This window comes from Micromonospora matsumotoense, assembly GCF_050951065.1.
Classification (GTDB): Bacteria; Actinomycetota; Actinomycetes; order Mycobacteriales; family Micromonosporaceae; genus Micromonospora; species Micromonospora matsumotoensis.
In genome coordinates, this window is the sequence record NZ_CP192025.1 from 6,717,895 (window position 1) to 6,730,662 (window position 12,768).

The 12,768-nt window shown below is 72.8% G+C and carries 13 protein-coding genes; 6 read left to right on the top strand and 7 right to left on the bottom strand.

Annotation, left to right across the window (positions count from 1 at the left end; translation table 11 throughout):
• Positions 1 to 87 precede the first annotated feature (87 nt).
• A complete protein-coding gene (locus ACQP1S_RS28725) occupies positions 88 to 1,008 on the bottom strand; it encodes a proline dehydrogenase family protein (protein WP_432900858.1) in 921 nt (306 codons plus the stop codon).
• 123 nt (positions 1,009 to 1,131) lie between these two features.
• Between ACQP1S_RS28725 and ACQP1S_RS28730 the strand changes: the two genes are divergently transcribed.
• The 3 genes from ACQP1S_RS28730 to ACQP1S_RS28740 are packed head-to-tail and all read left to right on the top strand — an operon-like array spanning position 1,132 to position 3,153.
• Positions 1,132 to 1,413 carry a hypothetical protein gene (locus tag ACQP1S_RS28730; RefSeq protein WP_245722382.1) on the top strand — a complete coding sequence of 94 codons (282 nt, stop codon included), beginning with the start codon at positions 1,132 to 1,134 and terminating at the stop codon, positions 1,411 to 1,413.
• A 2-nt stretch (positions 1,414 to 1,415) separates the two neighbouring features.
• A complete protein-coding gene (locus ACQP1S_RS28735) occupies positions 1,416 to 2,582 on the top strand; it encodes a glutathionylspermidine synthase family protein (protein ID WP_091242369.1) in 1,167 nt (388 codons plus the stop codon).
• A 19-nt stretch (positions 2,583 to 2,601) separates the two neighbouring features.
• Positions 2,602 to 3,153: a CGNR zinc finger domain-containing protein gene (locus ACQP1S_RS28740; protein ID WP_091242372.1), complete on the top strand. Its 552-nt coding sequence runs from the start codon at positions 2,602 to 2,604 to the stop codon at positions 3,151 to 3,153.
• Positions 3,154 to 3,332: 179 nt separating this feature from the next.
• Here ACQP1S_RS28740 and ACQP1S_RS28745 read toward each other — a convergent pair whose 3' ends face one another.
• Both ACQP1S_RS28745 and ACQP1S_RS28750 read right to left on the bottom strand, forming a co-directional pair.
• On the bottom strand, positions 3,333 to 4,139 hold the full coding sequence (locus ACQP1S_RS28745) for a sugar phosphate isomerase/epimerase family protein (protein ID WP_176738889.1): 807 nt from the start codon (positions 4,137 to 4,139) through the stop codon (positions 3,333 to 3,335).
• A gap of 76 nt (positions 4,140 to 4,215) precedes the next feature.
• Positions 4,216 to 5,160, bottom strand: a complete 945-nt coding sequence (locus ACQP1S_RS28750) for a Ppx/GppA phosphatase family protein (RefSeq protein ID WP_432900861.1) — start codon at positions 5,158 to 5,160, stop codon at positions 4,216 to 4,218.
• Between the two features lie 74 nt (positions 5,161 to 5,234).
• Here ACQP1S_RS28750 and ACQP1S_RS28755 point away from each other — a divergent pair, with 74 nt between their 5' ends.
• A complete protein-coding gene (locus tag ACQP1S_RS28755; protein ID WP_432900863.1) occupies positions 5,235 to 6,047 on the top strand; it encodes a hypothetical protein in 813 nt (270 codons plus the stop codon).
• A gap of 18 nt (positions 6,048 to 6,065) precedes the next feature.
• On the opposite strand, the gene ACQP1S_RS28760 is transcribed toward ACQP1S_RS28755, so the two are convergent.
• Positions 6,066 to 6,749, bottom strand: coding sequence for a response regulator transcription factor (locus tag ACQP1S_RS28760; protein WP_091242387.1), 684 nt, complete (start codon positions 6,747 to 6,749; stop codon positions 6,066 to 6,068).
• Between the two features lie 22 nt (positions 6,750 to 6,771).
• Positions 6,772 to 8,055, bottom strand: a complete 1,284-nt coding sequence (locus ACQP1S_RS28765) for a sensor histidine kinase (RefSeq protein ID WP_432900866.1) — start codon at positions 8,053 to 8,055, stop codon at positions 6,772 to 6,774.
• 211 nt (positions 8,056 to 8,266) lie between these two features.
• Between ACQP1S_RS28765 and phoU the strand changes: the two genes are divergently transcribed.
• Positions 8,267 to 8,920, top strand: a complete 654-nt coding sequence (phoU, locus tag ACQP1S_RS28770; protein WP_091242392.1) for a phosphate signaling complex protein PhoU — start codon at positions 8,267 to 8,269, stop codon at positions 8,918 to 8,920.
• 249 nt (positions 8,921 to 9,169) lie between these two features.
• Here the strand turns inward: phoU and ACQP1S_RS28775 are convergent, their stop codons facing one another.
• The gene (locus ACQP1S_RS28775; protein WP_432900868.1) at positions 9,170 to 9,937 is read right to left on the bottom strand and encodes a phosphoglyceromutase; all 768 of its coding nucleotides are present in this window, start codon (positions 9,935 to 9,937) and stop codon (positions 9,170 to 9,172) included.
• Between the two features lie 151 nt (positions 9,938 to 10,088).
• Between ACQP1S_RS28775 and ACQP1S_RS28780 the strand changes: the two genes are divergently transcribed.
• A complete protein-coding gene (locus tag ACQP1S_RS28780) occupies positions 10,089 to 11,429 on the top strand; it encodes an MDR family MFS transporter (RefSeq protein ID WP_432900870.1) in 1,341 nt (446 codons plus the stop codon).
• Positions 11,430 to 11,883: 454 nt separating this feature from the next.
• Here the strand turns inward: ACQP1S_RS28780 and ACQP1S_RS28785 are convergent, their stop codons facing one another.
• Positions 11,884 to 12,744 carry a hypothetical protein gene (locus tag ACQP1S_RS28785; RefSeq protein WP_432908411.1) on the bottom strand — a complete coding sequence of 287 codons (861 nt, stop codon included), beginning with the start codon at positions 12,742 to 12,744 and terminating at the stop codon, positions 11,884 to 11,886.
• Positions 12,745 to 12,768: the final 24 nt, after the last annotated feature.

Here is a 12,768-nt window from a genome sequence, read left to right on the forward strand (position 1 = left end):
CTCCAGAGTCACCCGCGCGGCGACCCGCCCCGGCCCGGCGCGACCGGCACCCGTCGGTTCACTGCGTCGGGGTCGCCCCCGAGCGGCTCACTTCTTGGAGGCCAGGGCCCGGCCGAAGAAGACCAGGTTCGCGGGACGCTCGGCGAGACGGCGCATCAGGTAGCCGTACCAGTCCTCCCCGTACGGCAGGTAGGTGCGCACCGTGTAGCCCTCGCCGGCCAGCCGGGCCTGCTCCTCGGGACGGATGCCGTACAGCATCTGGAACTCGAACTCGTCCGGCCCCCGGTCGAACCAGCGGGCCCGGTCCTCGCCGATGGCGATCAGGCGCGGGTCGTGGGTGGCCAGCATCGGGTAGCCGGCCCCGGACATCAGCACGTTGAGGCAGCGCACGTACGACTTGTCCACCTCGCGGGCCGACTGGTAGGCCACCGACTCCGGCTCGGCGTATGCGCCCTTGCACAGCCGTACCCGGGAGCCGACGCCGGCCAGTTCCCGGCAGTCCGACTCGGTCCGCCGCAGGTAGGCCTGGAGCACCGCCCCGGTCGACGGGTGGTCCTTGCGCAGCTTGACCAGCGTGTCCAGGGTCGAGTCGGTGGTGGTGTGGTCCTCCATGTCCAGGGTGACCGTGGTGCCCGCCTGGTCGGCCGCCACGCAGATCGCCCGCACGTTGTCGTACGCCAGCTGCGCGTCGAAGCGTTGGCCGAGGGCGGAGAGTTTCACGCTCACCTCGGCGGCCGGGGTGAGCCCGGCGGCGGCGAGCGCCCGCAGCAGGGCGAGGTACTCGTCCCGGGTGGCGGTGGCCTGGTCGGGGGTGACGGTGTCCTCGCCGAGGTTGTCGAGGGTGACCGTGAGGCCGTCGGCGACGAGTTCGCGGGTCGCGCGCAACGCGTCGTCGGTGCCGGTGCCGGCGACGAACCGGCGGACGACGTCCCGGGTGAGCGGGGCCGTCGCGACGAGCCGCTCGACCTGGGATGACCGGGAGGCGGCAAGAATGACGGAACGGAGCATGAGCCGAGCGTATCGCCCGGGGGTGTGACCGCGCCCGGCGGCGGCCGGACCGCACCGGGAGGTTCCAACCGCATCACGGGCCCCGGTCCGGGGGCGCGCCGGTGGCGTGGATCAGTTACAACCATGAGCGTGGAACGACACCCCCGCCGCCGGCTGCGGTCGGCCTCCGTGCAGCTCGGCGCGCTCACCGCGTTGGCGCTGGCCCTCTCCGGCTGCAACCTCACCTCCGACGACGACGATGACGACTGCGCCCTCGGGCCGGTCGGCGGCGGGGACACCGTGGCACTCGCCATGCAGGTGCCGACCGTCGGCATCGATCCCCGGGCCGCGGCACCCGACCCGGTGGCCGGCGCGCTGCCGGACCGCGGCGGCTTCGGCACCCATCTCGCCTCCTGCGGCGGCTGACGGTGCGCCGGGAGCGGGTCACCCCCCGCCCGGACTTCGACTCGGTGATCCGCACCCAGGGCCTGGTGTACGTCGACACCGAGCTGCCCGACGGCGAGATCATGTCGTACTGGGACGAGTCCGCCGCGTACGCCTTCGACCTCGACGAGGTGCTGCGGCTGGAGGAGGCGACCGAGGAGCTGCACCGGATGTCGGTGGCCGCCGCCGAACACGTGGTGGCCCGTGGCCGGTACGCCGAGTTCGGCATCCCGGCCTGGGCGGCGCAGGCGGTGGCCCGGTCGCTGCACGAACGCCCACCCACCCTGTACGGCCGGTTCGACCTCGCCTACGACGGCTCGTGGCCGCCGAAACTGCTGGAGTACAACGCCGACACCCCGACCGCCCTGGTCGAGGCGAGCATCGTCCAGTGGTACTGGCTGGAGGAGACCCGCCCCGACGCCGACCAGTGGAACAGCCTGCACGAACGGCTGGTCGGGGCGTGGGCCAAGATCGGCGCCGGGCTGCACGACCGGCGGGTGCACGTGTGCTGGTCCAACGAGGAGGAGTCCGGCGAGGACCAGATCACCGCCGGCTACCTGGCCGAGACGGCCCGGCAGGCCGGACTGGACGTGACGCTGCTGCCGATCCAGCACGTCGGGTGGGACGGCCGGCGCTTCGTCGACGCCGCCGACCAGCCGGTCACCACCTGCTTCAAGCTCTACCCGTGGGAGTGGATGCTGGCTGAGCCGTACGGCCGGCCGGCGCTCGACCCGGGCACCCCGACCACCTGGATCGAGCCGGCCTGGAAACTGCTGCTGTCGAACAAGGCGCTGCTGGCCGTGCTCTGGGAGCTGTATCCGGGGCACGAGTACCTGCTCCCGGCCTATCTGGACTCGCCGCGCGGGATGGCGGAGTACGTGGCGAAGCCACTGCTCGGCCGGGAGGGCGGCTCGGTACGCATCGTCACCGGCGACACGGAGATCAGCAATCCGGGGATCTATGGCGACGAGGGCTTCTGCTATCAGGAATTCCGGCCGTTGCCGCAGTTCGACGGGGGTCGGATGGTGCTGGGCAGCTGGATCGTCGACGGCGAGTCGGCCGGGGTCGGCATCCGGGAGAGCGAAAGTCTGATCACTGACGGTTACGCGCGCTTCCTGCCGCACTACATCGACGCGCCGCGTGCCCCGTGAGTCGTCTACCGTTGGTCGGGTGAACTTCGACGCGTACGCCAGGACCGGCGTTGACCTCGTCAACGCCCACCTGGACGACCTCGACGACCTGCGGGCCCTCTTTCCGGACGACAACGCGTGGATGCGCGACGAGGTCGCCGATCGGGACCTGGCGATCTTCCGGCGGGCCCAGAAGCGGCTGCGGGACGTCTTCGAGTACGGCACCTCGGGGCGCGACACCCAGGCGGTGGCCGAACTGAACGCCATGCTGGAGGCGTTCCCGGTGCAGCCGCGCATCTCGGGTCACGACTCCAGCGACTGGCACATGCACGTGACCAGCCGGGGTGCCTCGGTCAGCGCGGAATACCTGGCCGGCGCGGCGTGGGGCCTGTCGGTGTGGCTCTGCGAGTACGGCAGCGCCCGGTTCGGGGTCTGCGCCGACGAGCGCTGCGGCAACGTCTACCTGGACACCTCGTCCAACTGCTGCCGCCGGTTCTGCTCGGAGCGCTGCGCCACCCGCTCCCACGTCGCCGCCCACCGCGCCCGCAAACGCGCCGCCACCGAATCCCCCACCCTCACCCCAGTCCCCTAACCCCCCGCTCCCCGCCCCGCCCCGCCCCACCCCGCCCCGCCCCGGACGAGTTGATCAAGAGGTTTACGTCAAATCTGCGCCCGAACATGACGCAAACCTCTTGATCACCGGGGCGAGCCGAGACGGGAGCCGGGACCGGGGCGAGCGGGGGCTGAGCCGGGGCGAGCGCGGGCCGGGGGTCAGGCGTTGAGGGGGGTGGGGGCGGTGAGGTGGGCGCGGGCGAAGGCGAGGGACTCGCGCAGGTCGGCCTCGCGGACGGCGCGGCTCTTGGCGCCCCGGGTGGTCACCTCCACCGCCACCGAGCCGGTGAAGCCGCGCCCGGCCAGGGAGCGGAGCAGTGCGGCGCAGGGTTGGGTGCCCCGGCCGGGCACCAGGTGCTCGTCACGCCCCTCGCCGGTGCCGTCACCGAGGTGGACGTGGGCCAGGCCGGCACCCATCCGGTCGGCCATCGCCAGCGGGTCGCTGTGCGACGCGGCACTGTGCGACAGGTCGAGGGTGTAGGCGCGGTAGCCGACCTCCGTCGGGTCCCAGCCGGGCGCATACGGGACGAACTGCCGCCCGGCCATTCGTACCGGGTACATGTTCTCCACCGCGAAATGCACCCCGTCGAACCGGGCGGCGACGGTGTCCAGCCCGTCAGCGAAGGTCCGGGCGTAGTCACGCTGCCAGGTGAACGGCGGGTGCACCACCACCGTCGGCGCCTCCAGCGTGTCGGCCAGCTCGGCGGCCCGGCGCAGCCGCTCCCACGGGTCGGGGCTCCACACCCGCTGGGTGACCAGCAGGCAGGGGGCGTGCACCGACAGCACCGGGACGCCGTAGTGCGCGGCGAGACCGCGCAGCGCGCCCGCGTCCTGGCTGACGGCGTCGGTCCAGACCATCACCTCGACCCCGTCGTAGCCGAGTGCCGCGGCGAGTTGGAACGCCGCCGCGGTCCGTTCAGGAAAGACCGAGGAACTGGACAGAAGCACCGGGACGCGGGAAGTCACATCCCCGAGGGTAGCCCGGTCCGCCACCACAGTTCCGGACGAGTAACCGCAAAAGCCGCGCAACGACCGGCGTACGTCACATCGGTTCCAGCTGATCCAACCGTCTGAGGATGACGCCCTCACGCAGCGCCCACGGGCAGATGTCCACCGCCGGCACGTCGAACCGGCGCAGCACCGCCTCGGCCACCACCGCGCCGGCCAGCAGTTGGTGGGCCCGGCCGGCGCTCACCCCCTCCAGCTCGGAGAGCTTGGCCGGTGGGATGTGCCGGACGAACCCCAGCACCTGCCGCACCCCGGTCCGGGTGAGGCCGCGCCGGGCCCACAGGCCCGCCGAGGAGGGGGCCGCCCCGGCCAGCCGGGCCAGCGTCCGGAACGTCTTGGAGCTGGCCACCGGGCGGTCCCAGCCCACCCCGGCCAGCTTCTCCACCACCGGGTCGAGCTGCGCGTCGACGTACTCCCGCAGCTCCTCCACGGCCTCGGCGGTCGGCGGCGTCGACCCCGACGGGTCGACGTGCAGCCGGTCCCGGCTCAACCGGCCGGCCCCCAGCGGCAGCGACACCGCCACCTCCGGGTCCTCGTCGATGCCGGCCGCCAGCTCCAACGACCCGCCGCCGATGTCCATCGCCAGCAGCCGCCCCGCCGACCAGCCGAACCACCGCCGGACCGCGAGGAACGTCGCCCGCGCCTCGTCCGCACCGGAGAGCACCTCCAGCCGTACGCCGGTCTCCTCGCGGACCCGGGTCAGCACCTCGGCGGCGTTGGTGGCGTCGCGCACCGCGCTGGTCGCGAAGGCCAGCAGGTCGTCGGCGGCCAGCGCGGTGGCCGACGCGCGCGCCGCGCCGACCGCCCCGACCAGCCCGTCCGCGCCGGCCCGGGTGAGCGCGCCGTCCGGGCCGATCTGCTCGGCCAGCCGCAGCACCACCTTCTCGGAGTGCGCCGCCCACGGGTGCGCGCCGTGGTGGGCGTCGACCACCAGCAGATGAACCGTGTTGGAACCGACGTCGAGCACACCCAGCCGCATGAGAAAGACCCTAGGGCCACCGTGTTTCGGCGGCACGCCGGCCGGCCGCACCGCGCGCGCGTACGCTGGTCCGGGTGACGAGCCAGGTGGAGCTGCACGTGCTGGTGGACGACCCCGGCGACCCGCGCAGCCGGGAGGTGGGGCTGGACTTCCCCCGGGAGTGGATCGAGTTCGTCGACCCGGCCGACGGGCGGCACCTGGTCCGCGCCGACCTCACCTGGCTGCTGTCCCGTTGGACGTGCGTCTTCGGCCGGGGCTGCCACGGCATCGTCGCCGGCCGGGCCACCGACGGTTGCTGCTCGCACGGCGCGTTCTTCACCGACGCCGACGACGAGAAGCGGGTCCGGGCGGCCGTCAAGCGGCTCACCCCGCAGACCTGGCAGCACTTCCGCCGGGGTACGAAGAACTGGACCGAGACCGACACCGTCGACGGCAAGAACCCGGCCCGGCGTACCGCCACCCGGGGCGAGGACGCCCCGTGCGTGTTCCTCAACGACGCCGACTTCCCCGGTGGGGGCGGGTGCGCCCTGCACGGCCAGGCGCTGCGCGACGGGGTGCACCCGCTGGAATACAAGCCGGACGTCTGCTGGCAACTGCCGATCCGTCGCGACCAGGAGTGGATCACCCGGCCCGACGACACCAAGGTGCTGGTCTCGACGCTGGCCGAGTTCGACCGGCGGGGCTGGGGCTCCGGCGGGCACGACCTGGACTGGTGGTGCACCTCCTCCACCGACGCGCACGTCGGCACCGAGGCGATGTACCTGTCGTACGGCCCGGAGCTGACCGCGCTGATCGGCGCGCCCGCGTACGCGAGGCTGGCCGAGCTGTGCGCGGCCCGGCTGGGTCAGGGCCAGATCGCCCCGCACCCGGCCAGCCCGCAGGGGTGAGCGCCGTGCGCCGCCGGCCTACGGCTCGAACTTGTAGCCCAGCCCGCGCACGGTGACGATGAACCGGGGTGCCGACGGCTCCGGTTCGATCTTGGAACGCAGCCGCTTGACGTGCACGTCCAGGGTCTTGGTGTCACCGACGTAGTCGGCGCCCCAGACCCGGTCGATGAGCTGCCCCCGGGTGAGCACCCGGCCGGCGTTGCGCAGCAGCAGCTCCAGCAGCTCGAACTCCTTGAGCGGGAGCTGCACGGTCGTCCCGTCGACGGTCACCACGTGCCGTTCGATGTCCATCCGGACCGGGCCGGCGGCCAGCGTCGGCGCACCCGACTCGGTCACCTCGGGGCTCTGCCGGCGCAGCACCGCCCGGATCCGGGCCACCAGCTCCCGGGGCGAGTACGGCTTGGTGACGTAGTCGTCGGCGCCGATCTCCAGCCCGACCACCTTGTCGATCTCGCTGTCCCGGGCGGTCACCATGATGATCGGCACGTGCGAGCGCTGTCGCAACTGCCGGCAGACCTCCGTCCCGGACATCTCCGGGAGCATCAGGTCGAGCAGCACGATGTCCGCGCCGGTCCGGTCGAACTCGGTGAGGGCGGAGGTGCCCGTCGCGGCGACGGAGACCTCGAAACCCTCCTTGCGGAGCATGTACGACAAGGCGTCGGAGAACGACTCCTCGTCCTCGACCACCAGTACGCGGCTCAACGGGGTGTTTCCTTTCCTACGGTCAGGCCCGGCGCAGTTCGGCCGGGCCGGGCTCGATCCCAGCCGACGGCAGTATCGTCTCCAGGGCGTCCGGCGGGCCGGCGGGTAGCCGGAGGGTGAATGTCGAACCCCCTCCCAGAGTGCTCGCCACCTCCACCCGGCCGCCATGGTTGCTGGCGATGTGTTTGACGATGGCCAGGCCGAGGCCGGTGCCACCGGTGGCGCGGGACCGGGCCTGGTCGGCCCGGTAGAACCGCTCGAAGATCCGGTCGACGTCGGTGGGGGCGATGCCGATGCCCTGGTCGGTGACGGAGACCATGACGTGGTCGTCGTCCGCCCGGGTGGTGACCCGGACGGTGGTGTCCTCGCCGGAGTACGTGATCGCGTTCTCCACCAGGTTGGACACGGCGGTGGCGAGCTGACTGTCGCTGCCGTACGCGGTCAACCCCCGCTGCCCGTCGGTGACCACCTGGACGCGGCGCGCGGCGGCCGAGGTGCGGGTCCGGTCGAGCACCTCGGCGATCACCCAGTCGACCGCGACGGGCTCCGGCGCGGGTTGCGGCTCGGCGCCCTGGAGCCGGGTCAGCTCCAGCAGCTCCTGGACCAGCCGGCCGAGCCGGGTCGACTCGTGCTGGATGCGCTCGGCGAACCGGCGGGCGGCCAGCATGTCCTCGGAGAGGTCGGGTGCCCCGTCGGCCGGTTCGGTGGCGTCGACGAGCGCCTCGGCGAGCAGCTGCAACGCCCCGATCGGGGTCTTCAGCTCGTGGCTGACGTTGGCCACGAAGTCCCGCCGCACCCGGGCCAGCCGGTGCGACTCGGTGACGTCGGCGGCTTCGACGGCGATGTACCCGCCGCCGATGCCCATCGCCCGCAGGTGCACGCCGAGCGGGTTCTCCCCGGCGTTGTCGCGGCCCCGGGGCAGGTCCAGCTCGATCTCGCGCCGCACCCCGGTCCGCCGGACCTGCCCGGCGAGGGTACGGATCAACGGATGGGCGGCGATGGAGCCGGGAGTGGCGCCGGTACGGAGCAGTCCCATCGCCCGGGCGGCCGGGTTCACCAGCACCGGCACGTCGTCCGGGCCGAGCACCACGACACCGGCGCGGAGCGAGTCGATGGTCTTGCGGCCGAGCCCGGTCAGCCCGCCGGACTGGTCGTCGGGAATCGCACGCCTCCCCAGGTTCCAACGGGAGCCCTCGCTCCCGGACGACGCCGCACGACGCCGCCAGTCGTGGACGGGTCGCGACAGCAGCAGCCCGGCGACCAGTCCGGTCCCCAGGGCCACCACGATCGCCACCGCCCATTCCACCCGGCGATCGTAGGGTCATTGTTCACCTGGCTATCGCCCATAACAGGACGAACCACACTCGCTTTGGGAGAAATTCACTCCCGGGCCCCGCGTCGTTCACCCGGGTTCATCTGCGGTCCGTCGCCCCGGCCTACGGTGGGTCGCGCACCTGCTCAACCCGTACGTCGGCGATCCTTCGGGCTGCCGACGGCACCGACCCCAGGAAGTGACGATGCGCGACGAGTTCCGGGCCGACCTGCAGATTGTCAGCCAACTGCTGGTGGACATGGCGGAGGGGGTGCGCGCCGCGATGCGCCAGGCCACCCGCGGCCTGCTCACCGCCGACCGCGAGGCGTCCGAGGCCGTGATCGCGCGGGACGCCGAGATCGACGACCTCTACCAACACGTCGAGGAGCGGGTCTGTGACCTGCTCGCCCGACAGGCGCCGGTCGCCTCCGACCTGCGCGCGATGATCACCGCCCTGCACGTCGCGGCCGACCTGGAGCGGATGGGCGACCTGGCCGACCATGTGGCGAAGACCGCGCTGCGGCGGCACCCGTCCCCGGCCGTACCGGCCGAGCTGCGTCCGGTCTTCACCGACATGGCGTCGGTCGCCGACCGGATGGCCGAGAAGATCGGCAAGGTGCTGGCCAGCCCCGACGCCGACATCGCCGCCGAGTTGGACCGCGACGACGACGTGATGGACGACCTGCACAAGAGCCTGTTCGGCGTGCTGCTCGGCGACGGGTGGCCGTACGGGGTGGAGACCGCCATCGACGCCACCCTGCTCGGCCGGTTCTACGAACGGTTCGCCGACCACGCGGTGAACGCCGGCGAGCGGGTGGTCTACCTGATCACCGGCGAGACCGTCCCCGCCGCAGGCTGAAACCGGCGGCCGGCAGCACGCCCGGGACCTGCGGTCGGCCGGTGGCGCCCGCCGGACCGGGTGGTCCGGTAGCGCACCGGAGGACGGCCGGGGGCGCACGGAGGACGCCGGTAGCGCACGCCCGCCGGCCGGGACGGGCGACAGCGCGCCGGGCCGATGCAGCCCGGCCGCGGGCCCGACCGGGCCGATACCGAGGAAGGGCTCCCCGGCAGCGGGTTCATCCGCTGCCGGGGAGCCCTTCCGTGCGGCTCAGCGGCCCTGGTTGGCGACCGCGGCGGCGGCCTCCTTGGCGGCGGTCGGGTCGAGGTAGGCCCCGCCCAGGGTGATCGGGCGCAGCTGCGGGTCGAGGTCGTAGCGCAGCGGGATGCCGGTGGGGATGTTCAGCTTGGCGATCGCGGTGTCCGAGATCTGGTCGAGGTGCTTGACCAGGGCGCGCAGCGAGTTGCCGTGCGCGGCCACCAGCACCGTCCGGCCGGCGAGGATGTCCGGCACGATCGAGTCGTACCAGTACGGGAGCATCCGCTGCACCACGTCCTGCAGGCACTCGGTACGCGGCATCAGCTCGGTCGGCAGCAGCGCGTAACGCGGGTCGCCGACCTGGGAGAACTCGTCGTCGGCGGCGATCGGCGGCGGCGGGGTGTCGTACGAGCGACGCCAGAGCATGAACTGCTCCTCGCCGTACTCGTCCAGGGTCTGCTTCTTGTTCTTGCCCTGCAGGGCGCCGTAGTGCCGCTCGTTGAGCCGCCACGACCGGCGCACCGCGATCCAGTGCCGGTCGGCGGCGTTCAGCGCCAGCTCGGCGGTGCGGATCGCCCGGCGCATCACGCTGGTGTGCACCACGTCCGGCAGCAGGCCATGCTCCCGCAGCAACTCGCCGCCGCGACGCGCCTCCGCCTCACCCTTGGCCGTCAGGTCGACGTCGACCCAGCCGGTGAAGAGGTTCTTCGCGTTCCAGTCGCTCTCGCCGTGCCGCAGCAGGACCAGCGTCCCGACGGTGGGTCCCTCGCTCGCAGTCATGCCGATCATCCTGCCGCACCCGGCGCGGGGACACGCGGGCAGTGGTGGTGACGACCACCACGTGGAAAAACGGGTGACCGGTGTCGGACCCCGGAACTAGGTTGTAAGGCGCTTCAAGGGCAGCGGTCATTACCTGAGCGGGGGCGCGGACGTGCGGACGGTACGGGGATGGTTCCGGGACACCACCGGTGGACTACCGAGGACCTTCTGGTACCTCTGGACCGGCACCCTGATCAACCGGCTCGGATCGTTCGTGCTGATCTTCCTCGCCATCTACCTGACCCAGGCGCGCGACTTCTCCGCCGCCCAGGCCGGCCTGGTGATCGGCCTGTGGGGGGTCGGTGGGGCGGTGGGCACCACCGTCGGCGGCACCCTGGCCGACCGGTGGGGACGGCGGCCCACCCTGCTCACCGCCCACCTGGGCGCGGCCACCATGATGCTGGCCCTCGGCTTCGCCCGGCCGCTCTGGACGGTGGCGGTGGGCGCGCTGCTGCTCGGCATGTTCGCCGAGGCGGCGAGGCCGGCCTTCGGAGCCATGATGGTCGACGTGGTGCCGGAACGGGACCGGCTGCGGGCGTTCTCGCTCAACTACTGGGCGATCAACCTGGGCTTCGCCTGCGCCGCCGTGCTCGCCGGGCTCGCCGCCGAGGCCGGCTACCTGCTGCTCTTCGTGGTCGACGCGGTCACCACCCTGGCCACCGCGCTGATCATCTTTGTCCGGGTCGGCGAGACCCGACGCGCTCCGACGACCGGCGCCGTCAAGGGTGCGACGGGTGGGCCGCCCCGGGCGGGCGCGCTGCGCACCATCGCCGCCGACCGGGTGTTCCTGGGATTCGTGGTGCTCAACCTGTTCGGTGCGCTGGTCTTCCTCCAGCACATCTCGATGCTGCCGATCGCGATGGGTGACGCCGGGCTGTCCCCGGCCACCTACGGTTCGGTGATCGCGCTCAACGGGGTGCTGATCGTGGCGGGCCAACTCTTCGTCCCCCGGCTGATCCGGGGGCGGAGCCGGTCGCACGTGCTGGCCCTCGCCTCGGTGGTGATGGGCGTCGGTTTCGGGCTGACCGCGTTCGCCGACGCCGCCTGGTTCTTCGGTCTCACCGTGCTGATCTGGACGCTCGGCGAGATGCTCAACTCCCCGTCCAACGCCACCCTGATCGCCGAACTCTCCCCGGCCGAGCTACGGGGCCGCTACCAGGGCGTCTTCTCGCTCTCCTGGCAGGTGGCCGGCGCGGTCGCCCCGGTGCTCGGCGGGGTGGTCCGGGAGCATGTCGGCAACGGCACGCTCTGGCTGGGCTGCGCCGCGATCGGCGCGGCGACCGCGGTCGCCCACCTGCTCTCCGGGCCGGCCCGGGAACGCCGGGCGAGCCAACTGACCCGTCCCACCGCGCCGACCGTGCCGGTCACCGCCGTCCAGCCGCCGCCGCCCCAGTCGGCCGAGGCCGCCGCGACCGCACCCGCCGAGCCGGTCCCGGCCCGCACCCCCGCCTGAGTACGACGCCCGTCCACCCGGCGCACGGCTCGGCGCCACCTGCCCACACGGGCCCGGCGCAGCGCGCCCACGGAAGGACCGGCAACGGCAGAGCGCCCACCACGACCGAAAGTCGCGGTGGGCGCTCGTACCGCCTGCCCGGCGGCGGCGGGCGACCCTCACCCCCGTAAGCGTCGCCCGCTCGCGCCGCCGGTTCCCGGGTGGCACCGTCCCCCAACGGTGTGCTCCACCCGATGTGCGCCTCGCCCGGTGCACGGATCTGATCGATCCGCCGCTCCCCCGAACGTTTCCGAGCGTGACGCGGTGCAATAAAGTTAGTTCGCCCGGATTCCGGATTCAACCCGCGAGCACTGTTCCGCCGGTCACAACACCGGCCGTCCGAGCTGCGGTGATGCCGTTCCGGGCCTCGTGACTGCCAACATGCGGCTACCCGGCAGCCATTCCCACAAACCCCTCAGCCGTCTTCCCGATCGGGTGATTCGGTCCGGAAGAAGTTGCTCTGCCGGCCGTCCCGCAACTGCTCCTGGAAGATCAGGTTCAGCTTGCGGCTGTCGAACGTCCGGAACCAGTCGTCCCAGCTGACCACCCGCATCTGCCGGCTCTCCCGGTAACCCGGCAGGTCGAAGGTGAGCACACCCGGCCGGCCGTCCCGCTCGGTGCCGACGATGGTGGCCGGCTTGGCCCCCCGGGCCGCAGCCCAGTTCCGGATCACCTCGTGATTGGTGGTGACCAGGCTGCGCCCGGGACGTTCCGGCCGGTCCGCCGGGGACGAGATGAGCTGCGAGGACCGTACCGACCGGGAGGTGGAGCGCCCGGTCCGGACGCCCGATGCGCGGGTGGCGGCTGTTGCCGGTGCCGCCTTCGCTCCCGGCCGCGACAGGGCGGCCCGTCCCGACCGGGACGCCGCCGTCGCCTTCGCCCGGGAGGACGCCGACGTCTTCGTCCGGGACGGGACGGTCGCCTTCGCCCGTACGGTCGGCGTTGCCTTCGCCCGGGAGGGAGCCGCCTTCGTCCGGGAGGACGAGGCCGCCGGCCGCCGGGCGGCGGTGGAGGTGGAGGTGGCCTTGCGTGCCGGGGCCGGAGCCGCCTTGGCCCGTGCCGACGTACCCCGCCGGGCCGAGGTGCCCTGACCGGCACCGGTCTTCCTGGCGGGTGCCCGGCCGGACGGGCCGGTGCCGCGGCGGGCGGCGCCACCGGCCCGGCCCTCCGAGCGCAACGTCCGCGCGAGCGTCTTCACCAGTTCCGGCTTGCGTAGCGCGGAGATCCCGGAGACTCCCCGGCGGCGCAACTGACCCCGGATGTCGTCGACCCTCATCCGGGAGATCTCCGACTCGGAGAT